We start from the raw sequence: 22,049 nt of genomic DNA on the forward strand, positions 1-22,049 counted from the left end.
GTGATCGAGAAGGAGGTGCTCGTGATTCGTGACGAGATCGTGGCGCACGGGCGCGAGCTGGCGGGCCCGCTCGGGCCGCTGGGCTCGCTCGACGAACAGGAACGTCGCACCGACGAATGGTTGGGGTCGATCGACGCCGACGCCGTCGACGAGTTCGTCGACCTCGTCGCGCACCCGCCATCGGCGACCGAACTCGGCTCGGTCGACCCCGACGTCTTCGCCCAGGTCGTGCCCGAACTGCTCTGCCGCTTCGCCGAGCTGCGCGCCGACGACGCGGTCCCCCGCCTCGCCGCGCAGCTGGCACGCGTCGAGCCCCGACGCGCTGCCGCCCGTCGGGCCGCCGCCGAGGCGCTCGGCGCCAGCGGTTCGGCCGCCGCGCTGCCGCTGCTGACCGACCACCTCGTCACGCATCCCGACCTCGCGGCGCGGGACGGCATCGCCGTCGTCGAAGCGATCGCCGAACTCGACGCATCCGGCGGTGCGGCGGCGCTGGCGACCGTGCGGGACGCGCTCGCCACCAGACCGGAGACCCAGCCGGTTCGCCGGCGCATCGACGAACTGCTGGCCGAGCGCGATGCCCGAGCGTGATGCCTGAGCCCGGCTGCCGGCTCACGCCGGTGCGGACGCCCAGTTCGCGGTGGTCTCGGCGAACCGTTCGAGTTCGGCGAGGGTGGCGTTCGGCGTGATCGCGCGCAGCACGATCTCGTCCACCGCGTCGAGCTCGTGCAGCGCGCCGGCGTCGGACACGGTCGCGTCGATCGCGCGGATTCCCAGCCGCGCGAAGTTCGCCGCGTAGTTCGGGTACGACGCGTAGCGGTCGGCCTCGGCTGCGAGCGCCGGTCGCGCCGCCTCGTCGACGATCGTGCGCGTGTACAGCACGGCGCGCGTCGGGTGGGGCGAGCCGCTGCGATCGGATGCCTCGGCCTCCGCCCGCAGCTCGTGCACCGCCGCGGCCGCCGCAGGCGCGGTGAGCCAGGTCAGCAGCGCGCCGTCGCCGTCGGTCGCCGCGAGGCGGCGCATCCGGGGGCCGAGGGCTCCCACGATGAGCGGGACGGTCGTGCGTTCGCGCAACGTCGCGATGCCCTCGCGCACCAGCGTCACCGGATGCCGCGATCCGCCCGACCCGATGCCGAGCACCAGTCGGTCGACCGGCAGCCCCGCGAGGTCGAGCGTGTCGGCGGACCTGCGGTCGAGCGGGATCACCCCGGTCGCGAGCCCGAGCCGGCCGGTCACGTCGGCGACCTCGCGCAGCCCGGCCAGCGAGTCGCCCCGCGGGATGTCGTTCAGCCACAGCGCGTGGAACCCGAGTCGTTCGAGGCGGGGCGCCAGTGCGCGCAGCAGCGAGGCATCCGTGGTGCCCGGAAGCCCGAGCGAGACCGCCGCCCGCATCGCCTACTCCGCGTAGCTCCCGACCAGGCGCACCGCGCCGCCGTCGACGCCCTTGGCACCCTGCTCCCAGCCTTCGCCGACCGGCGCCGCGAGATCGCCGACCGACACCGTGCCGACCTGCCAGGCGGGCAGCCCGAGCGCGTCGAGCTCCGCGATCACCGCGGATGCCTCGGAGCCGGCGACGACCGCGAAGAACCCGATGCCGAGATTCCAGGTGCCCTCGGTCGACTCGAGCGTCGTACCGGCCAGGTCGTTCAGCACCCGGAACACCGGCTGCGGCGACCACGTCGACCGGTCGACCTCGGCGCGCGAACCGCGGGGCAGCACGCGCGCGAGGTTCGCCGCGATGCCGCCGCCGGTGACGTGCGACAGCGCGTGCACGGCCGCCCCGTGCGGACCTTCGAGGAGCTTCACGAGCGGGCCCGAGTACAGCCTGGTCGGCTCGAGCAGGGCCTCCCCCCAGGTGGTGCCGAGCTCTGCCGCGGCATCCGTGTAGCCCAGCCCCGCTGCGCGCAGGATGTGCCTGACCAGCGAGAACCCGTTCGAGTGCAGGCCGCTCGAAGCGATCGCGATGACCGCGTCGCCCTCGGCGACCCGCTCGGCGCCGAGCGCCCGGTCGGCCTCGACGATGCCGACCGCGGCACCCGCGACGTCGTAGTCGTCGACGCCCATGAGGCCCGGGTGCTCGGCGGTCTCGCCGCCGACGAGCGCGGTGCCGGTCGCTTCGCACGCGCGCGCGATGCCGGTGACGATCGCCGCGATGCGCTCGGGCACGACCCGGCCGCACGCGATGTAGTCGGTCATGAACAGCGGCTTCGCGCCGACCACGACGATGTCGTCGACGACCATGCCGACGAGATCCTGGCCGATGGTGTCGTGCAGGTCGAGCGCCTGCGCGATCGCGATCTTCGTGCCGACGCCGTCGGTCGAGGTCGCGAGCAGCGGCCGCGTGTAGTCCTTCGCGAACGAGAGGTCGAACAGGCCGGCGAAGCCGCCGACGCCGCCGAGGACGCTGGGGCCGTGCGTTCGCCCGACCGCCTCCTTCATGAGTTCGACGGCGAGGTCGCCGGCAGCGGTGTCGACTCCGGCTGCGGCGTAGGACGAGTTCGCGCTCACCCGTCAAGGGTACCCGCCGCCCCGCCGGCCCCCTCCCCCGCACCTGCACCTGCACCTGCACCTGCACCCGCACCTGCACCTGCACCTGCACCTGCACCTGCACCCGTACCGAATTCAGGTTCGCGCACGGCGTGTCGCCCCGGCACGCCGTGTCAGGCCACCGCGACACGCCTCCCGACCTGAATTGCGTACCGGGGGTGCGGGGGTGGGGGGACGTAGAATTCCGGTATGCACGCGGGGGGCGGGCCATCGTGGGTGATTCGCGAGAATGCGACTCGCGCGGTGCTGCTCGCGCTCTACCTGCGCGAGGTGCTGTCGATCGCGTCGCCGGTCGAACTGCCGCGGCTGCGCGACATCGGCGCGATCGGCGACCGGCTGGCGGTCGACGGACAGGATCGCCTCGAACGCCAGTGGCGCGAGTGGTGGGCGATGACGGTCGAGCCCGAGGCGCATCCATCGCCGGTTCCGCTCGAGCTGGTCGCCGAGTACGACACGGATGTCGCGCTGCCCGTGAGCGGCGCCGAGGATCTGATGCGCGCGATCGTGCCGCACGCCGAGGCGGCGCGCGCCTGGGCCGATTGGGCGCACTCGGGGTACCGGCAGGCGGCGGCGACGCGCCGCGGCGATTCGTACCGCGCGTACGCCGGTTCGATCGCCGAGCACGAGCGCGAGGTCGGGCGCCGCGCGCACTCGTTCGAGCTGAACGTCGAGGTGATGCCGCTCACCGTGTCGGGTGTCTGGTGGATCGGCAGCATGACCGTCGCCGTCACCGACACGCTGCGCGCCGACGCCGCGGCGTTCGACGACGCCATCCACCCGATCATCGCCGAGCTGGCCTGAGCCGCCGCCACTGCCGCTGCCGCCACCACCGCTGCCACCACCTCTGCCGCCACCACCACCGACCGCCACCACCGCCGCCTGTGTCTGCGCGGCACAGGCACGTTCTTCAGTTCGCGGCGGCGACCGCGTTGCCTCGAACTGAACAGCGTGCCTGCAACGTGCGAGGAGGGGTGCGAGACTCGTGCGATGAGCATCTGGTTCGACGAACCCGACATCGCGTGGGCGATGTCCCGCAGCACCGACACCGCGATCCGCGCGCTCGGCATCGAGATGATCGAGGCGACGGATGACTCGCTGAAGGGCCGCATGCCCGTCGACGGGCGCACGCGCCAGCCCGGCGGGGTGCTGCACGGCGGAGCATCCGTCGCCTTCGCCGAGACGCTCGCGAGCTGGGGCGCGAGCTTCACCGTCGACCCGGCGCAGTACTACTGCGTCGGCATGGAGATCAACGCGAACCATGTGCGTCCCGTCGCCGACGGCTGGGTGTTCGGCGAGGCGCGCCCGCTCTCGCGGGGGCGCACGACGCAGGTGTGGGACATCCGCATCACCGACGAGAACGGCAAGCTCGTCTGCGTATCGCGCTGCACCATGGCCGTGCTCGCGAAGCCGTCGGAGTACTGACCGCCTACGGCCCGACTCGGCCCCGCCGTGCGGCGTCGACGGCCGCGAAGACGACCGCGACGGCCTGCTCGAAACGGTGCTCGGGCGGCGCGCCGATGCCGACGACGAGCGCGGGCGGGCGGGCCGCGGCGGTCGACGGCGTCTCCGCGTCGGCCGCGTACTCGGCCAGCCCCACGATGCGCAGGCCCCGCGCGGATGCCTCGGCGACGGCCGCGGCTTCGTCGACGCCGGGCGGCAGTTCGAGCAGGCACTGGATGCCCGCGGCGAGGCCGACCACGCGGGCGTCGGGCAGGTGCTGCGCGACGAGCGTCTCGAACCGTTCGCGCCGCGCCCGGTACCGACCGCGCAGCGCGCGCACGCTCCGGTCGTAGCCGCCGGCCGCGATGAGCGCGGCGAGGGCGAGTTGCGACAGCGCGTCGGTGGCCGACCCGGTGCGACGCCGCGTCTCGAGCACCTCGTCGCGCAGTGCGCGCGGCACCACGCCCCAGCCCAGGCCGAGCGCGGGGGACAGCGCCTTCGACGCGGTGCCGCCGTACACGGTGCGGTCGGGCGCGAACGGCTGGAACGCACCGATGCTGCGGCCGTCGAACCGGAACTCGCCGTCGTAGTCGTCCTCGATGACGATGCCGCCGGTGCGCCGGCACCAGTCGGCGAGCAGCTCGCGGCGACGCCGCGACAGCGGCACGCCCGTCGGGAACTGGTGCGCGGGAGTGAGCAGCACCGCATCGACGCTCGGGACGGCAGGGGCGCCCGCGCCGCCGGCGGCGGCAGCAGCAGCGCCGAGCAGGTCGGTGCGCGCGCCCTCGGCGTCGATCGGCAGCGAGACGAGTTCGAGCCCGGCAGCCTCGAGGATGGCGCGGTGCGAGACATGCCCGTACGCCTCGACCGCGACGCGGCGCGCCCCGCGGGCGACGAGCGCACGCGCGACGAGTCCGAGCAGCCCGCCGAAGCCGTGCGTCACGATCACCTCGTCGGCGGTCGTGCGCACGCCGCGCGTCCGTGCGAGGTACTCGGCGAGCCGCTCCCGCAGCACGAGCACGCCCGCCGGGGCGCCGTAGCCGAGCGCGTCGGTCGGAGCATCCGCGAGTGCCCGGCGCATCGCGTCGACCCAGGCCGATCGCGGGAACGCCGACCCGTCGGGGAGGCCGCCGCGCAGGTCGAGGTCGAACCGCGTCGACCGGTCCACCGGATCCGCCGGCACCGGCGTCGGGCGCTCGCGCACCCAGGTTCCGGCGCCGACGCGGGCCTCGAGCCATCCCTCGCCGACGAGCCGCCCGAAGACCTCGGCGACGCTGTTGCGCGCGATGCCGAGATCCGTCGCGAGGGTGCGGCTCGGCGGCAACCGGGTACCGGGCACGAGGCGGCCGTCGCGCACGGCCGTACGCAGCGCCTCCTCGAGCGAGGCGGCCTTGCGGCGCGGGTCGAGCGCGAGGTGCAGATCCAATCCTGAATTGGCCCACTCGGTCGCCATGCGAATGGACATTACCAGCGCCGCGGGCGCTGCGTAGCGTCGCGGATATGACCATCACCACCGATCCGACCGACACCCGAACCGACCCCGCCTCCCCCATCGCGCCGCGACGCCGCCTCGACTTCGACGGCGTCGCCCCCGCCTTCTCCCGCGCGGTGAGCGCACTCGACGACGCCGCCGTCGCCGAGGCCGACCGCGCCGGCATCGAACCGCTCATCCGAGAGCTCGTGCGCCTGCGCGCCTCACAGCTGAACGGATGCTCCTACTGCGTCGACCTGCACTCGCGCGACGCGCTGGAGCGCGGCGAACACGACCAGCGCCTGTTCGCGGTCGCGGTCTGGGAGGAGTCGAACTTCTTCACCGCCCGCGAACGGGCGGCGTTCGCCCTCACCGACGCCGTCACGCGGCTGAGCGAGACGCACGTGCCGGACGACGTGTGGCACGAGGCATCCGCGCAGTTCACCGATGACGAACTCGCCGCGCTGCTCGCCCTGCTCGTCTCGATCAACGCGTGGAACGAGCTCGCCGTCGCGACCCGCGGCTGGCGGCCGAAGCTGCGCGCCGCCTGACGCACCGGCCCCGAGGCATCCGATCGCCCCCCGCTGCGCACCCGAACGCTCAGGTGCGCAGCAGGCGGCACCCAGCCGGCTCACACGCGCGCATATGGGAGGATGGAACGTCCAATCGGACGCCCTGAACCCCCACCTCGAGGAGCCATCGCTCGCATGTGCGGCATCGTCGGCATCGTCTCCACCGAACCGGTCAACCAGCAGATCTACGACAGCCTCCTCCTCCTCCAGCACCGGGGTCAGGACTCGACCGGCATCGCGACCGCCGACGGCCCCGTCTTCCACATGGCGAAGGCGCGCGGGCAGGTGCGCGAGGCGTTCCGCACCCGCGACATGCGCTCGCTGATCGGCAACATCGGCCTCGGCCATGTGCGGTACACAACCAAGGGCGCCGCCGAGCGCGAAGAGGAGGCGCAGCCGTTCTACGTGAACGCGCCCTATGGCATCATCCTCGTGCACAACGGCAACCTCACGAACACACGCGAACTGTCGAGCGACCTGTTCTCGATCGACCGCCGGCACGTCAACTCGACGAGCGACACCGAGATGCTGCTGAACGTGCTCGCCACCGAGCTGCAGGGCCAGATCAAGGGCATGGAGCTCGACCCCGACCAGGTCTTCGACGCGGTCACGCAGGTGCACGAGCGGGTCGAGGGCTCGTACGCGGTGATCTCCCTCATCGCCGGCTACGGGCTGCTCGCGTTCCGCGATCCGTTCGGCATCCGGCCGCTCATCCTGGGTCGTCGGTACACGGATGCCGGGAAGCCCGAGTGGATCGTGGCATCCGAGTCGCTCGTGCTCGAGAACGGCGACTACGAGATCGTGCGCGACGTCGCGCCCGGCGAGGCGATCTTCATCTCACTCGACGGCGAGCTGTTCACGCGCCAGTGCGCGCGCGATCCGCGGCTCATCCCCTGCTCGTTCGAGTACGTCTACCTCGCCCGCCCCGACTCGGTGATGAACGGCATCTCGGTGTACGAGGCGCGCCTGCGGATGGGCGACCGGCTCGCGAACACCATCGCGACCCACATGCCCCTCGGCGACATCGACGTGGTCATGCCGATCCCCGACTCGTCGCGGCCCTCGGCGATGAACGTCGCGCAGAAGCTCGGCATCGAGTACCGCGAGGGCTTCTACAAGAACCGCTATGTCGGCCGCACGTTCATCATGCCCGGGCAGGCGCAGCGCAAGCAGTCGGTGCGCCAGAAGCTGAACGCGATGGGCACCGAGTTCAAGGGCAAGAACGTGCTCATCGTCGACGACTCGATCGTGCGCGGCACCACGTCGCAGCAGATCGTGCAGATGGCGCGGGACGCGGGGGCCAACAAGGTGACGTTCACGTCGGCGGCTCCCCCGGTGCGGTTCCCGCACGTGTACGGCATCAACATGCCGTCGCGGCGCGAGCTCATCGCGCACGGGCGCAAGATCCCCGAGATCGCCACCGAGCTCGGTGCCGACCACATGATCTACCAGGAGGTCGCCGACCTGCAGGCGGCCATCACCGAGGGCACCTCGATCACCGAACTCGACCTGTCGTGCTTCACGGGCGACTACGTCACGGGCACGGTCACCGAGGAGTACCTCGAGTGGGTGGAGCGCACGCAGCTCAGCTGAGCGGATGCTCGGCGGCTGAGGTCCGCGGCTCCGCACCACTGAACGGGTACGGGTCGTTCCTTCTGGGCCATTGCGACCAAGACACGCCCGGTTCCCACGACTTGCCTGGTGGGTCGAGGCACTGGTCCATCGGGAGAGTGTGCGCAGCACCGCCGTCCGCTGCGGTGAACGGCCGATTGCGTGCAGATATGGGGCCGACCCGAGAATTGCTCGCCTTGGCCGGCCCCACCTCACGATGAACTCGAATCCGAATCGATCATGTTTCCGTCGATCTGTTCTCTGATCCGCGTACTGCTGCGATCACCGACCCGATCGTGAGGCCGATGTTCACGACCAGGGCCACGTAGAGCAACCACTGCAGTTGCGGCTCGATCGCTGCGACCACCAACGCCACCAACGGCACAATCACTGCAACCGCAACGATCGCGGCGGCGACTCTTCGGTTTGTTGGGCCGTGCTTGGCACGCTCTCGACGGTTCCACGCGGGCAGTGCCAACACGAGCACGAGGACCAGCACGAGCATCAGCACCGGAAGCGCCGCGGCAAACTCCCAGCCTTGCGAGAACGCCGCGACGGCGGTAGCGACGGCGAGGAGGCCCGTCAGCGTAGAGAGTGGGGCGCCGATCTCAGGCACGATCGGACGCGAGAGTTCGTCAAGAGTCGACATCGCCCCTCCTTAGCTGCGGCAGGGTTCATGGACGATATGCGTCGTCGATATCGGAACGTAGATGAGCGCGCGGAGGCCGACGCATTTCCCGGCGTTCAGTGCGGCGTTTGCCTGGTCCACTGCGTATGAGGCGCCCACCCCGCAGACCACCCCGGCGATGGCGCCGCCAAGTGCGGTGCAGCCGGCCGCGAGCAGGGTGGCGGCCGTCGTCAACGATGAGGCAATCGTCTTCGTCTCAGACCGGGTGTACATGATGGTGCAGAACACACCATCGCATTCGAGGGCAGGGTCGGCGACCACCGGGTACTGGGCGCCGGCGTGGTTGACGTGCTGAGTCAAGGTGCTTCCGTCGACCTCGTAGCGGGTGGGTACTTGATTCCCAGCGTCATCGACGGCCCACGCAGCTCCGATGACGTTTGCGACCGATCCGTCGGCGTTCTTAACCGTGACACGCCCGGTCTCGTCAAGGCTCAGAATCGCAGGGCCACCGTCGACGGTCACAGTGTAGGAATACTCGGTCGGCGCTTTCCCGTCGAGTACGACCGCAAAGCCGGCATTCGCGGTTGCATGTTCTCCCTTGCTGGTCATTGCGAAGCCATAGCTCTCGTCGGCGTCGTAGACCACCACCTGTTGAGACACTTGCCTACCAGGGGTGTTGCTGACCGGTCGGATTGATACGGCTCCCAAGCTCAAACCGGTTCCAGGACGGACGGCGGCAGCGGATGGCTCGGTGCTCTCCGACGAAGGCGTCCGGACTTGATCTTGCGACGACACGAGACCTTGCGCCTGGAGGGCTGCGATCACTCGATCAGTTGGTTGGTTGGTTGGTTGGGCAGCGGCTGCCGACATCGTGCTCGTGGTGAGCACCGCCGCGATCGCAGCGATCGTGAAGTTTCGTCTCCAGGTCATTCATAGCTCCATCGATATCGAATGACCCCCAAACGAGGGATCGCTCCAACCAACCACACTGGGGCGTATAGGGGCAAGCGCCTGTCGCGCGACACATCACGGAACTGTCGGCGATTTCGGTCAGGACGAGGGCAATCGGATGCGTCAACGGGTGCGAGGTGATCAAGCTGCTGCCATCGCCCCGGAACGCGCGGTCGTGGCAAGGGCGATGAGAGCGGCGCGCGCCCGCTCTTCGCCACTTCGGCGCCGTCCGCCCCACCCGAAGTGGCGCGGAAGACGGCGAGGTGGCGCACCGGCGATGGTGAGACGGATGCCTCGTGGGCGGGCTACGGCGCGGGCTGGTCGGTCGACGGCGCGCCGGGGGCGCGTGCGGGGAACGCGCCGCGCGCGACGAGCACCGCGATCGTGCCGACGAGCACGAGGACGGCGCCTGCGAACGGCAGCCACTCGAGCCCCGGCCACGCGAGCACGCCGGCTCCGAGCGCGGCGCCGACCCCGATGCCGATGTTCGCGCTGGCGTTCACGAGCGCTCCGACGATGTCGGGGCTCGCGCCGCCCGTGCGGATCGCTGCCGTCTGCATCATCGACGCCATGCCGCCGAACGCGGCGCTCCAGACGGCGGCGGAGACGAGCACTCCGGCGAGGGCCGGGAACGCCCAGCCGAGCACGGCCAGCGCAGCCACGATGGCGACCAAGGCGAGGATCGTGGCGGCTCGCGGCCGGCGGTCGAGCGTGGCCGCGGCGAACCAGATGCCGAGCAGCCCGAGGGCGCCGAGGCCGAGGAGCGCCGGACCGAGCGCGGGCAGCGGCAGCCCCGATGCCAGCAACAGCACCGCGATGTAGGTGTACACGGTGTACTGGCCGAGGTAGACGACGGTGTTCACGCCGACGACGATGCCGAGGCGGGTGCGCCGCGACGCCCGGCCGATCCCGCCGTGCGACAGACCGCCGCCCGGCACCGGCGGCAGCAGGGCAGCGACCACGAGCACGGTGAGCGCGCATCCGGCGGCGAGCATCCAGAACGACGCCCGCCACCCTGCGGCGGTGCCGAGCGCGGTGGAGAGCGGGACGCCGAGCACGAACCCCGCCGATGCGCCTGCCGTCACGAGGGCGAGCGCGCGCCCGGTGAACTCGGGCCGCACGAGGCGGGCCCCGTAGCCGATGCTCACCGAGAAGAACAGCGCGTGCGCGAGCCCGCCGATCGCCCGTGCGACGGCGAGCAGTGCGAAGTCGGGTGCGATCGCGCCGAGCGCGTTGCTCACCGCGTAGGCGACGAGGGTCGCGAGCAGCAGTGCTTTGCGGGGCACGCGCGCGGTGAGCAGGGTGAGCGGCAGCGCGAGGGCGGCCACCATGAACGCGTACACCGTGACGAGGAGCCCGGTGACGCCCTCGGACACCCCGAGTTCGTCGCCGATGAGCGGCAGCAGCCCGACCGGCAGCAGCTCGGTGGTGATGGCGAGGAACGTCGCGATCGACAGCGCGAGGATGCCGCCCGCGACGTCGCGCACGCCGCCGGGCCGGAACTCGGGACGCTCACTCCGAGAGGGCACGAGCCATGGTCGCATGCTCACCCGCTCCGGCGCGGCGCTGCACCAGTTCGGCGCCGACTGCGCCAGCCGAGGTGGCGCGGAAGGCGCCGAAGTGGCGCAGCGGCGGGATTGGAGGGCACGAGCCCAGCGCGCTCAGTCGATGCGGTGCGTCGCTTCGTGCTCGACGATGGCGCGGCCGCTGCGACGGGAGAGCGAGCGGTCGACGACCAGTGCTGCGAGCGCGCCGACGCCGACGCCGATCACGCCGAGTGCGAGCAGCAGGAATCCGAACACCTGTCCGCGGTCGAACTGGTCGTTCTCGGGGAACGCGAACGTGAGGATCAACGCGACGATCGCGCCGAGGACGCCGCCCGCGAGCAGGAACGCGCCGTACCGCGGAGCCCGGCGCACCTCGACGGTCTCGTCGGTCACCTCGGTCTCGACCGCGACGACCTCGGGCCTGTCGGCGTCGAGCGCTTCGACCTCGAGCCCCGCGACCTCGGCCGCCTGGGCCTCGGTCGTCTGGGCCTCAGCCGCCTCGGGGTCGGTCGGCCGGCTCGAATCGTTCGGCTGCTCGTCGCTCACCCGTCCATTCTCCCACCGAACACGACCGCACCCGCCGCCCGCGACCGCACCCAGCTGCCCGCGCCGACACCCACCGCACGCGACAGCACCCACCGCACGCGCCGGCACCCGGGGCACGACCGGCACCCGGGGCACGACCGGCACCCGCGACACGACCGGCACCCGGGACACGACAGGGGCCCGCCGGCCGTTGCAGCCGGAGGGCCCCTGTCGCGCGGTGGGCGTGCCGGGCTACTCGGCCCGCACGGTACGACGGCGGATCAGCACGAACGCGACCGCCCCCACGGCCACGATCAGCAGCGCCCCGCCGGCCCACCACACCCAGGTGCCGTCGGCGGGCTCGACGACCGCCTCCGCGGCGGCGCTGTCGCCGCCGCCCGTCACGGGCTCCGCCTCGGCGGTCGCCTCGGGCGTGGCCGCGATCTCGCCGCATCCGGCCGTAAGCGGCACCGTGAACGACACGGGGTCGAGTTCCTCACCGGCGGGGTAGGTGCCGAATGCGGCGGTTCCCTCCTCGGTCAGGGTCGCGGGCACGGACGACGCCTGCAGCGAGGCATCCGTCGATGCGATCTCGGCCGCGCCGAGATCGAGCTCGGCGAACCGCACCCCCGTGACGTCGACCGGCTCGCCGGCCTGCGTGGTGCCGGTGACGTCGAGCAGCAGGTAGGCGCCGTCGGCCGACAGCTCGATCCGCGGGTTCGCGATCGTCGTGTCGAGCGCGCCGTCGTGGCCGGTGAACTCGACCGCGCCGTCGAAGCCGATCACGCCGGTTCCGATGCCGCCGCCGGATGCGGGCCGGAGGTCGCCGTTGCCGCCCGTCCAGGAGAACACGGCCCCCTGCTCGGTGACGGCGCCCGACGTCTGCCACCCGCCGTTCGCGATGCCGCCCTCGACGTACGCGAGGAAGCTCTGCTTGAAGCCCCACACGAGGGTCGCGGCATCCACCCGGCACACCCCTGCCGCCTGCTTCTGCGGCACGGTGATCACGATGCCGCGCGCGACTGAGCCCTGGAAGGTCAGCGTGTGCTGCCCCGCCTCGAGTGAGGCGGGCAGCGAACCGGTCCACGTGGCCACGCCGTCGGCGTCGGCCGCGAGGTCGCGGGCGAGCACGGTCGGCGTCGAGTACACGACGACCGCGATGCCGGTTTCGCCCGGTTCGAAGCCGCCGACCGAGATCGTGACGACCTCGCCGCCGATGAGCTTCGCGTAGGTGGGCGCGTCGAGTTCGATGCCGCTCGTCGCGGGCGGGGTCGCGGGGATGTCGCGCCCGGTCTGCGCCGCGGCCGCCGGTGCGGATGCCACGGTGCCGGTGCTGCCCGCGGGCGCCGCGCCGGGGGTGCCGATCACGGCGGTGATCGGGTCGAGTCGTTCGCCGGCACCGTAGTAGCCGGCGAACACGGACGCGCCGGCGGCGGTGAGCGTGACGGGCGCGCCGGTGAAGACCGTCGCCCCGTCGACCGTCGAGCGCGCGGCGCGGCCGAGGTCGACCGTCGCGAAGTCGACGCGGGAACCGTTCGCGGTCACTTCGAGCACGCCCGACGCGGCGCTCGTGACGCGCAGGGTCGGGTTCGACAGCGACACGTCGAGTGCTCCGCCGTGCCCGGTGAACCGCACGGTGCCGGCGTAGTCGGCGGAGCCGAGCCCGGTGATCGGGCTGAACGTGCCGCCGGCCTGGCCGAAGCGGAACACGCCGCCTGCCGCGGTCGCGCCGCCCTGCACCGAGATGGTGCCGTGGGCGATCTGGCCCACGATGTAGTCGGCGAAGCCCGAGTGCACGCCCCAGGTGAGCGACCCGCTGCGGGTCACGGGCGGGTTGACGACCGGCGGCGTGGTCGGCGTGGTGCCCGGGTCGGTCGGCGTCGTGGTGCCGGCCGGGGCCGTCGTGATCGAAGCGAACGCGTCGAGCGAGCGGTCGGTGGCCGACAGCGCGTGCGCGGCCGAGCTCGCGACGACGTAGGACGTCGCCGGGGCGAGGCGTCCGGCGGGCACGCTGATGGTCGTCGAGAACGCACCGTCGTGGATCTGCGCGGGGGTCACCCAGGCCTGGGCGATCCAGCCGTCGCCCGGCAGGGGGCCGGATCCATCCCAGACGGATGCTTCGCCGAGGAGCACGTACGCTCCGAGCTGCGCGCCGGGGCCGGTGTACCCGGTGCCGGTGATCGTGAACACGTTCGCGGTCGTCGCGTCGACCTTCGCCGACGGCGAGACGACGAGCTTCGGGGCGGGTGCGCCGGGGTCGGTGCCCGGATCCGTGCCGGGGTCGGTCTCGTCCGCTGCGAACGTGACGGTGACCTTCGCGTCCTGGGTGCGGTCGGCTTGCGCGGTGTGGTCGGCGATCGTGTAGACCGCGGTCGTCTCGCCCTTCGACGTGATCGACAGTTCGGTCGTGAACGAGCCGTCCGCCTCGAGCTTCACCTGGGTCGGGCGGGTCGGGTTCGGCGAGATCAGCTTCGCGCCCGCCGTGCAGCCTGCCGAGATGAACGCGAACGACACCTGCTCCAGCGGGACGTCCGAGCACAGCGTCAGGTACATCGACTGCGCCGGGTTGTAGTTGCGCCCCGTGACCGTGACCGTCTCGCCCTCGGCGAGGTCGGTCGACTTCGAGAGGGTGAGCGTGGGCTTGGGCTTGGCGAACGTGACGGTGACCTTCGCGTCCTGGGTGCGGTCGGCGGGCGCGGTGTGGTTGGCCAGCGTGTAGACCGCGGTCGACTCGCCCTTCGAGGTGACCTGGAACTCGGTCGTGAACGAGCCGTCGGCCTCGAACTTCACCTGCGTCGGCGTGGTCGGGTTCGCGGTCACCTGCTTGGCGCCCGCGGTGCACCCGGCGGAGATGAACGCGAACGAGAGCTGTTCGAGCGGGATGTCGGTGCACAGCGCCACGTAGATCGGCTGATTCGGGTTGTAGTTGCGCCCCGTGACCGTGACCGTCTCGCCCTCGGCGGCGAGATCGGTCGACTTCGAGAGCGTCAGGACCGGCGCCGTCGGTGCCGGTTCGCCCTCGCCCGGGTCGCCCTCGCCGGGGTCGCCCTCGCCGGGGTCGCCGTCGCCGGGTTCGCCCGTACCGGGCTCCTCGGCCGCGTAGACCACCGAGGTCGTCGTGTTCTGCGACGGGTCGGCGAAGCCGCGGCCGTGCGCCTTCGACGTGAAGACCGCCAGGTCGCCCGATTCCGCCGGCGGCACGGTGAGCTGCACGGTGAACGACCCGTCCTCCGCCATCGGAGCCCGCGTCGCCGAGGCCTCCAGCCCGGTGGCGACCCACACGGTGTCCGCCTCGCCGATGCCGGCGGTGTAGAAGCTCGCGGCCGACGCCGGGCCGATGCCGACGTATACGCCGGTGGCGTCCGCTGCGAAGCCGGTGCCGGTCACGGTCACCGTGCCGCCCTCGCGGGGCGCGTCGGTGACGACGACCGCGGGCCCGGTCGTGTCGGCGGCGGCGGGAGCGGCGGCGATGAAGCCGCCGCCCGCGGCGAGCGCCGCGGCGACGAGGCCGGCGAGCAGGCGACGCATGCCGCCCGCGGTGAGGCGCCCGGAGGGGCGCGGATTCAGGACGGACGGTGTCTTCACGACTCGGTTCTCCAGCGGGTTCGAGCAGGCGTGTGCTCGCCCGATCGGGACGGGCGGGCGAGGGGGGAGGCCTCGAGCAGGCGGTAAGGTTAGCCTTAGCTCAGTGCTGCCGCCCACGCTACGGCGGGGCATCCTCTCCTGTCAAATATGAGGTTAGGCTTACCTCATTCGATCCTGCGCGGATGTCGCATCCGCCCCGCTCCCGCACCTGATTCCGGACCCACCCCATGACCCGACACCTGCACCGGCTGACCGCGGCCACCGCCTCCGCGCTGGTCGTCGCCCTGCTCGTCGGCTGCGCGCCTGCCGCGCCAGGAGGGGAATCGGCCGGCTCGGGCGCAGCACAGCAGTGCGTGGCATCCGATGTCCCGCTCGCCGACCTCGCCGCCGACACGCACCCGCGCGAAGCGACCGGCCCCTCGACCGCGTGCCTCGCCGACGCGCGGGTGATCGCCCTCGACGAACCGACGCCCGATCTGCCCGTGACCCTCACCGACGCCGACGGCCGCGAGGTCACCGTCACCGACGCCTCCCGCATCCTCGCGCTCGACGTGTCGGGCGCGCTCGCGGCGACCGTGTTCGGTCTCGGACTCGGCGACCGGGTCGTCGGCCGCGACGCGTCGACGGGGTTCCCCGAGGCATCCGACCTGCCCGTCGTGACGCAGAGCGGCCACACCCTCGCGGCCGAACCGATCCTCGCGCTCGACCCGAGCGTCGTCATCACCGACACCACGCTCGGGCCGTCGGCCGTCATCGAGCAGCTGCGCGACGCCGGCATCCCGGTCGTCATCACCGAGTCCGAGCGCAACCTCGACACGATCGACACCGTGATCGACCAGGTTGCGACCGCACTCGGGGTGCCCGAGCAGGGCGAACGGCTGAACGACCGCGTCCACGACGAGATCGCGCAGGTCACCGGCGAGATCGACGAGCTCGCACCGGATGACCCGGCCGAGCGCCCCCGCATGATCTTCCTGTACGTGCGCGGCAGCGCCGGGGTCTACTACCTGTTCGGCGAGGAGTCGGGCGCGGATTCGCTCATCACCGCCCTCGGCGGCATCGACGTCGCCGGCGAGATCGGCTGGCAGGGCATGCGCCCGGTCACCGCCGAAGCCCTCGTGCAGGCCGAACCCGACGTCGTGCTGCTCATGACGAAGGGCCTCGAGTCGGTCGGCGGCATCGACGGACTGCTCGAGGCCGTGCCCGCGCTGGCGAGCACGCCCGCCGGGCAGCACCGCCGATTCGTCGACATGGACGACACGCAGGTCCTCAGCTTCGGACCCCGCACCGCCGACGTGCTCGAAGCTCTCGCCCGTGCCGTCTACGCACCGGCCCAGTCGGGCATGATCGGCGAGGCATCCGAGTGAGCCTCGGGCATGACGTGCGAACCGAGCCCGCCGCTCCGGCGGACGCCGGCAGACCCCCGAACCCCGTCCTGCCCGCGCCCGACCCCGAGTCGCCCGTCCGTCGCTCCGAAGCATCCGTCGCCCGCCGGGCCTGGCTGATCACCGGGCTCGCGGTCGCCCTCGTCGCCCTCGCCCTCGTCGCCGCCTGCGCCGGACAGTTGCAGATCCCGCCCGGCGAAGTCTGGAACGCGATCCTCCGCGGCATGGGCCTGCCCGCGCCCACCGAGGCGATGCCGAACGCCGACGCGGCGCTGTGGACCATCCGGTTCCCGCGCATCGCGATGGCGATCCTGATCGGCGCCGCACTCGCGGCCGCGGGCACCCTCATGCAGGCGGTGTTCGCGAACCCGCTCGCCGAGCCCGGCGTGGTCGGCGTCTCGAGCGGTGCGGCGCTCGGCGCGGCCGCGGCGATCGTGCTCGGCTGGGCGGCGCTCGGCGAGTGGACGATCCCGGTGGCGGCGTTCGTCGCCGGCCTCGCGACGACGCTCGTCGTCTACCTGACCAGTCGCGCGGGCGGCAAGACCGAGGTCGTCACGCTCGTGCTGACCGGCATCGCGGTCAACGCGTTCGCCGGCGGCGCCCTCGCGTTCCTCACCTTCCTCGGCGACACCGCGTCGCGCGAGCAGATCGTGTTCTGGCAACTCGGCTCGCTGAACGGCTCGCGCTGGACGCAGGTGTGGGTGGTGCTGCCGCTCATCGCGGTCGGCGTGGTCGCGGCGCTCGTGCTCGCTCGCACGCTCGACCTGTTCTCGCTCGGCGAGCGCGGCGCGCGTCACCTCGGTGTGAACGTCGAACTCGTGCGGGTGGTCTCCATCGTCGTGGTCGCGGTGCTCGTCTGCGCGGCGGTCGCATTCGCCGGCATCATCTCGTTCGTGGGGCTGATCGTCCCCCATCTGATGCGCATGGTGATCGGCCCGGCCCACCGGCCGCTGCTGATCACGAGCGTGCTCGGCGGTGCCGTGCTGCTGCTCGCCGCCGACCTCGTCGCGCGCACCGCGGTGCCGATGGCCGACCTGCCGATCGGCATGCTCACCTCGCTGGTCGGCGGCCCGTTCTTCTTCTGGCTGCTGCGCCGCACCCGCAAGCGGGCGGGAGGCTGGGCATGACCACGGATGCCACGGATGCACGCGAGCGCGCGGTGCTGCTCGCCGATGCGCCCGTAGCTGCGCCTGCCGCGCCCACGCCGGCCGCGCCCGCGCCTGCCGCGCCCGCGCCTGCCGCGCCCACACCGGCCGCGCCCGTGCTCGCCGCGCCCGTGCTCGCCGCCTCCGGCCTCGGGGTGAGCATCGACGGCGCGACCCTGCTGCACGGCGTCGACTTCGCCGCGCACGCGGGCGAGCTGCACGCTCTGATCGGGCCGAACGGAGCCGGCAAGTCGACCCTGCTCGGCGTGCTCGCCGGCGACCGTCGGGCGACCGTCGGAACGGCGACCCTGCACGAGCGCTCGCTCGCCGACTGGCCGCTGCGCGAGCTCGCGCGCGCCCGTGCCGTGCTCACGCAGCAGCACGACGTGTTCTTCCCGTTCACGGTCGCCCAGGTCGTCGAGATGGGCCGGCGGCCGTGGGCGCGTTCGCCCGAGGCATCCGACGATCCCGTCGCGATCGCGGACTCGATGCTCCAGACGGATGTCACCCATCTCGCCGACCGTCGCGTGCCGTCGCTGTCGGGCGGCGAGCGGGCCCGCGCCGCGCTCGCTCGCGTCCTCGCCCAGCGCGCACCCGTCCTGCTGCTCGACGAGCCGACCGCGGCGCTCGACCTGAAGCACCAGGAGGATGTGCTGCGCCTCGCCCGCGCCCGCGCTCAGGCCGGCGACACCGTCGTCGTCGTGCTGCACGACCTGAACCTGGCCGCCGCCTACGCCGACCGCCTCACGCTGCTCGCCGGCGGCCGGGTCGCGGCGACCGGAACCCCGGTCGAGGTGCTCACCGCCGACCGCATCGAGCAGGTCTACGGGCAACCGGTCGACGTGGTGCCGCATCCCCGCACCGGCGCGCCGCTCGTGCTGCCGGTGCGCTGAGGCGTCCGCCCTCCGCTGCTCGACGAGCGCCGACGCGACGCGACGACCCGTGTCGAGACCCTCGTGACCCAGCGCACTCGACGATCCGGGCATGGGACGCCCGACCGGCGCGCGCTCAGCGCAGGTCGATCACCGGTACCCGCCCCGTGAGGTCGGCGCGCTGACCCGAGGCGTGCACCCGGCCGGTCGCGCGGGCCTCGTCCCACGCGAACGCGCCGGTCGCGAGCGACAGCCAGGTCGCGGCATCCGTCTCGATCACGTTCGGCGGTGTGCCGCGCGTGTGCCGGGGCCCCTCGACGCACTGCACCGCGCCGAACGGCGGCACCCGCACCTCGACGCTGCCGCCGGGATGCACCTCGGCGAGCACCTGCAACGTGTACCGCACGGCGAGCGCGAGCGTCGCCCGCTCGACCGACGACCCGGATGCCTCGCCCGCCCGCCATGCGGCGACCGCGTCGCGGCCCTCGATGTCCCCGATCCTCGCCCGTGCCATGCCCTCATGCTCGCACTTCTCTGCCCCGACCCGGGTGCCCACTCGCGATCCGGTCCCCCGCTCTCCGCCGCCCTCGGGTCGGCCCCCGTCCACGCCCGCGCCCGCCCGCGCCCACGCACGCCCGCCCGCGCCCACCTCCGCCCACGCCCGCCCGCCCGCGCCCGCCCGCGCCCACCTCCACCGCGCCGGCCTCCCGCTCTGCGCCACCTGCACGCCCTCTGCGCCACCCCGGCTGGCGCAGAGAGCGCCGAAGTGGCGCAGCGGCAGGGGATGCGCCGGCAGCCCCGGCGAGCCCGTGGCACCAGCCGGGGCGCGCAGGCACGGCCGGTCGTGCCGGCAGAACCCGCGCCCGCCGACGCCCACCTCCCGCTCTGCGCCACCTGCACGACCACTGCGCCACCCCTCCTGGCGCAGACCCCGCCGAAGTGGCGCAGCGGCAACGCATGCGCCGGCAGGGCCGGCGCACCAGTGGCACGGCGCAGGGGATGCGTCGACAGCACCGGCGAGCCCGTGGCACCAGCCGGGGGAACCCGAGCCGGCAGAACCCTCGCCCGCCCGCGCCCACCTCCCGCTCTGCGCCACCTCCACGACCACCGCGCCACCCCGGCTGGCGCACAGGGTGCCGAAGTGGCGCAGCGGCAGGGGATGCGCCGGCAGCACCGGCGAGCCTGTGCCACGGCGCAGGGGATGCGTCGGCAGGGCCGGCGAGCCCGTGGCACCAGCCGGGGGCGCACCTGCAGAACCCGAGCCGGCGGAACCCGCGCCCACCTCCCGCTCTGCGCCACCTGCACGACCACCGCGCCACCCCGCCTGGCGCAGACGCCGCCGAAGTGGCGCAGCGGCAACGCATGCGCCGGCCGACCCGCGCACTCCCCGGGGCGCGCCAGCGCGCTCGGGTACCCTTGTCCGGTGCGAATCCTCGTCCTCGGCTCCGGTGCGCGCGAGCATGCCATCATCCTGCGGCTCCTCGATGAGGGCGCCGGCCACGAGATCATCGCCGCGCCCGGCAATGCGGGCATCGCGGCATCCGCCGTCTCGCCCGAGCGCGGCTCGGTGACGACCATCAAGCTCGACCCGACCGACGGCGTCGTGGTCGCCGACTACGCGGTCGACAACAACGTCGACCTGGTCGTCGTCGGCCCCGAGGCGCCGCTCGTCGCGGGCGTCGCCGAGCCGCTGCGCACGCGCGGCATCCCGGTGTTCGGTCCGGGCAAGCAGGCGGCGCAGCTCGAGGGTTCGAAGGCCTTCGCGAAGCGGGTGATGGATGCCGCGGGCGTGCCCACCGGCCGCGCCACCCGGGCCGGCACCCTCGCCGAGGCCGAGCGCGCGCTCGACGAGTTCGGCGCCCCGTACGTGGTGAAGGCCGACGGGCTCGCCGCGGGCAAGGGCGTGCTCGTGACGTCCGACCGCGATGCGGCTCTCGCGCACACCACCCACTATCTGCAGCAGGGGTCGGTGCTCATCGAGGAGTTCCTCGAGGGGCAGGAGGTGTCGCTGTTCTTCATCAGCGACGGCGACGACGTGCTGCCGCTCTCGCCCGCTCAGGACTTCAAGCGGCTGCTCGACGGCGACGCCGGCCCGAACACGGGCGGCATGGGCGCGTACTCGCCGCTGCCGTGGCTGGCCGAGCATCCCGACGGGCGCGGCGGCACGTTCGGCAGCGAGGAGGCGTTCGTCGACGAGGTGCTCGCGACGATCGCGAAGCCCACGATCGCGCAGCTCGAGTCCGAGGGCACGCCGTTCATCGGCCTGCTGTACGCGGGCCTCATCCTGACGCCGAAGGGCATCCGGGTGATCGAGTTCAATGCGCGCTTCGGCGACCCCGAGACCCAGGTCGTGCTGCCGCGCCTGATCACCCCGCTCTCGCAGCTGCTGCTGGCGGCGGCGCGCGGCGAGCTCGGTACGCTGCCCCGACCCGAGTTCTCGGCCGATGCGGCGATCACGGTGGTGCTCGCGAGCGAGGGGTACCCCGAGGCGCCGATCACGGGTCGCCCGATCACCGGCCTCGCGGAGGCTGAGCAGGTCGCGGGCGTCCACATCGCGCACGCGGCGACGGCGGTCGCCGACGGCGACGCGCACGGTCCGGATGCTCCGCCCCTCGTCGCGACCGGCGGGCGAGTCCTCAGCGTCGTCGCGGCCGGCGCCGACTTCGCCGATGCGCGTGCCCGTGCGTACGACGCGCTGGGGCGCATCCGGCTCGAGGGCGGGCAGTTCCGCACCGATATCGCGGCGCGCGTCGCGAACTGAGAGGACGCGAGATGACCGACACCGCTCCCACCGGTTGGACCCACGTCTACTCGGGCAAGGTGCGCGACCTCTACGTGCCGACCGCGGTGCTCGACGACGACGACACCTGGACGGGCGACCCGCTGCACCGCTCGCCGGTCGTGCTCGTGGTCGCGAGCGACCGGGTGAGCGCGTTCGATCACGTGCTCGAGCCGGCGATCCCGGGCAAGGGCGCGATGCTGACGCAGCTGACCCGCTGGTGGTTCGAGCAGCTGCCCGACGTGCCGAATCACCTCGCGTACCCGCTCGACGACCGTTTCTCGGACCTTCCGCCGGTGCCGGCCGACCTCGCCGACCGGGCGACGCTGTGCCGCACGCTCGACATGTTCCCGATCGAGTGCGTGGTGCGCGGCTCGCTCACCGGCAGCGGCTACGCCGAGTACGTCGAGACGGGTGCGATCGGCGGCCTCGAGCTGCCCGCCGGCCTGCGGAACGGCGATCGGCTGCCCGAGCCGATCTACACGCCCGCGTGGAAGGCGCCACTCGGCGAGCACGACGAGAACATCTCGTACGAGCGCACGGTCGAGCTCGTCGGGGAGACGGTGGCGGCGCAGCTCCGCGAGCTCTCGCTCGACGTCTTCACCCGCGCGCAGACGGTCGCCGAGGCGCGCGGCCTCATCCTGGCCGACACGAAGTTCGAGTTCGGCGCCGACCGCGACACCGGCATCGTGACGCTCGCCGACGAGGTGCTCACCAGCGATTCGAGCCGCTACTGGGATCTCGAGGCGTACCGCACCGAGACCGAGCCCGAGCTGCGCATGGCGAGCTTCGACAAGCAGATCGTGCGCAACTGGCTGGCGGCGAACTGGGACCGGGATGCCACGGGGCATCCGCCGACCCTGCCGCACGAGATCGTCGAGCAGACGGCCGCGCGCTATCGGGAGCTGCTCGAGCGGCTCGGCGCGGCCTGAGCGCGGCCTGAGCGCGACGGTGGAGCTCGCGGAATAGCCCGGCCGTGGCATCCGTTGATAAT

The 22,049-nt window shown here is 72.7% G+C and carries 19 protein-coding genes; 10 read left to right on the forward strand and 9 right to left on the reverse strand.

Annotation, left to right across the window (positions count from 1 at the left end):
* Window positions 1-21: 21 nt before the first annotated feature.
* Window positions 22-588, forward strand: coding sequence for a hypothetical protein (locus MTO99_RS12460; protein ID WP_243553963.1), 567 nt, complete (start codon window positions 22-24; stop codon window positions 586-588).
* Window positions 589-609: 21 nt separating this feature from the next.
* Here the strand turns inward: MTO99_RS12460 and MTO99_RS12465 are convergent, their stop codons facing one another.
* Together MTO99_RS12465 and purM are read right to left on the reverse strand one after the other, a co-directional pair.
* A complete protein-coding gene (locus MTO99_RS12465; RefSeq protein ID WP_243553964.1) occupies window positions 610-1,389 on the reverse strand; it encodes an LLM class flavin-dependent oxidoreductase in 780 nt (259 codons plus the stop codon).
* A gap of 3 nt (window positions 1,390-1,392) precedes the next feature.
* Complete coding sequence (gene purM / locus MTO99_RS12470) at window positions 1,393-2,505, reverse strand: phosphoribosylformylglycinamidine cyclo-ligase (protein ID WP_243553965.1); 1,113 nt, start codon at window positions 2,503-2,505, stop codon at window positions 1,393-1,395.
* Between the two features lie 228 nt (window positions 2,506-2,733).
* Between purM and MTO99_RS12475 the strand changes: the two genes are divergently transcribed.
* Window positions 2,734-3,345, forward strand: a complete 612-nt coding sequence (locus MTO99_RS12475) for a zinc-binding alcohol dehydrogenase (RefSeq protein ID WP_243553966.1) — start codon at window positions 2,734-2,736, stop codon at window positions 3,343-3,345.
* A gap of 186 nt (window positions 3,346-3,531) precedes the next feature.
* Window positions 3,532-3,966, forward strand: coding sequence for a PaaI family thioesterase (locus MTO99_RS12480; protein WP_243553967.1), 435 nt, complete (start codon window positions 3,532-3,534; stop codon window positions 3,964-3,966).
* A gap of 4 nt (window positions 3,967-3,970) precedes the next feature.
* Here the strand turns inward: MTO99_RS12480 and MTO99_RS12485 are convergent, their stop codons facing one another.
* The gene (locus tag MTO99_RS12485; RefSeq protein WP_243553968.1) at window positions 3,971-5,410 is read right to left on the reverse strand and encodes an aminotransferase-like domain-containing protein; all 1,440 of its coding nucleotides are present in this window, start codon (window positions 5,408-5,410) and stop codon (window positions 3,971-3,973) included.
* Window positions 5,411-5,484: 74 nt separating this feature from the next.
* Here MTO99_RS12485 and MTO99_RS12490 point away from each other — a divergent pair, with 74 nt between their 5' ends.
* Together MTO99_RS12490 and purF are read left to right on the forward strand one after the other, a co-directional pair.
* Complete coding sequence (locus MTO99_RS12490) at window positions 5,485-6,006, forward strand: carboxymuconolactone decarboxylase family protein (RefSeq protein WP_243553969.1); 522 nt, start codon at window positions 5,485-5,487, stop codon at window positions 6,004-6,006.
* Between the two features lie 156 nt (window positions 6,007-6,162).
* Window positions 6,163-7,620, forward strand: coding sequence for an amidophosphoribosyltransferase (gene purF, locus MTO99_RS12495; RefSeq protein WP_243553970.1), 1,458 nt, complete (start codon window positions 6,163-6,165; stop codon window positions 7,618-7,620).
* Window positions 7,621-7,876: 256 nt separating this feature from the next.
* Here the strand turns inward: purF and MTO99_RS12500 are convergent, their stop codons facing one another.
* From MTO99_RS12500 to MTO99_RS12520, 5 genes are all read right to left on the reverse strand, one after another.
* A complete protein-coding gene (locus tag MTO99_RS12500; RefSeq protein WP_243553971.1) occupies window positions 7,877-8,287 on the reverse strand; it encodes a hypothetical protein in 411 nt (136 codons plus the stop codon).
* 9 nt (window positions 8,288-8,296) lie between these two features.
* On the reverse strand, window positions 8,297-8,911 hold the full coding sequence (locus MTO99_RS12505; RefSeq protein WP_243553972.1) for a hypothetical protein: 615 nt from the start codon (window positions 8,909-8,911) through the stop codon (window positions 8,297-8,299).
* Window positions 8,912-9,522: 611 nt separating this feature from the next.
* Entirely contained in the window at window positions 9,523-10,746 is a 1,224-nt protein-coding gene (locus MTO99_RS12510; protein ID WP_243553973.1) for an MFS transporter, read from the reverse strand.
* Window positions 10,747-10,878: 132 nt separating this feature from the next.
* Complete coding sequence (locus MTO99_RS12515) at window positions 10,879-11,310, reverse strand: hypothetical protein (RefSeq protein ID WP_243553974.1); 432 nt, start codon at window positions 11,308-11,310, stop codon at window positions 10,879-10,881.
* Between the two features lie 231 nt (window positions 11,311-11,541).
* A complete protein-coding gene (locus MTO99_RS12520) occupies window positions 11,542-14,874 on the reverse strand; it encodes an HtaA domain-containing protein (protein ID WP_243553975.1) in 3,333 nt (1,110 codons plus the stop codon).
* 227 nt (window positions 14,875-15,101) lie between these two features.
* Here MTO99_RS12520 and MTO99_RS12525 point away from each other — a divergent pair, with 227 nt between their 5' ends.
* The 3 genes from MTO99_RS12525 to MTO99_RS12535 all read left to right on the forward strand — a co-directional run bounded on the left by MTO99_RS12525 (window position 15,102) and on the right by MTO99_RS12535 (window position 18,297).
* A complete protein-coding gene (locus MTO99_RS12525) occupies window positions 15,102-16,241 on the forward strand; it encodes a heme/hemin ABC transporter substrate-binding protein (protein ID WP_243553976.1) in 1,140 nt (379 codons plus the stop codon).
* Window positions 16,242-16,309: 68 nt separating this feature from the next.
* On the forward strand, window positions 16,310-17,386 hold the full coding sequence (locus MTO99_RS12530) for a FecCD family ABC transporter permease (RefSeq protein ID WP_435520826.1): 1,077 nt from the start codon (window positions 16,310-16,312) through the stop codon (window positions 17,384-17,386).
* Window positions 17,383-18,297: a heme ABC transporter ATP-binding protein gene (locus MTO99_RS12535; protein WP_243553977.1), complete on the forward strand. Its 915-nt coding sequence runs from the start codon at window positions 17,383-17,385 to the stop codon at window positions 18,295-18,297. The genes MTO99_RS12530 and MTO99_RS12535 overlap by 4 nt, the downstream gene beginning before the upstream one ends.
* A 115-nt stretch (window positions 18,298-18,412) precedes the next feature.
* Here MTO99_RS12535 and MTO99_RS12540 read toward each other — a convergent pair whose 3' ends face one another.
* Complete coding sequence (locus MTO99_RS12540) at window positions 18,413-18,790, reverse strand: sterol carrier family protein (RefSeq protein WP_243553978.1); 378 nt, start codon at window positions 18,788-18,790, stop codon at window positions 18,413-18,415.
* Between the two features lie 909 nt (window positions 18,791-19,699).
* Here MTO99_RS12540 and purD point away from each other — a divergent pair.
* A complete protein-coding gene (gene purD / locus MTO99_RS12545; protein ID WP_243553979.1) occupies window positions 19,700-21,037 on the forward strand; it encodes a phosphoribosylamine--glycine ligase in 1,338 nt (445 codons plus the stop codon).
* Between the two features lie 11 nt (window positions 21,038-21,048).
* A complete protein-coding gene (locus tag MTO99_RS12550; RefSeq protein WP_243553980.1) occupies window positions 21,049-21,987 on the forward strand; it encodes a phosphoribosylaminoimidazolesuccinocarboxamide synthase in 939 nt (312 codons plus the stop codon).
* The last annotated feature ends 62 nt before the right edge of the window (window positions 21,988-22,049 follow it).

This window comes from Agromyces larvae, from assembly GCF_022811705.1.
Taxonomy (GTDB): domain Bacteria; phylum Actinomycetota; class Actinomycetes; order Actinomycetales; family Microbacteriaceae; genus Agromyces; species Agromyces larvae.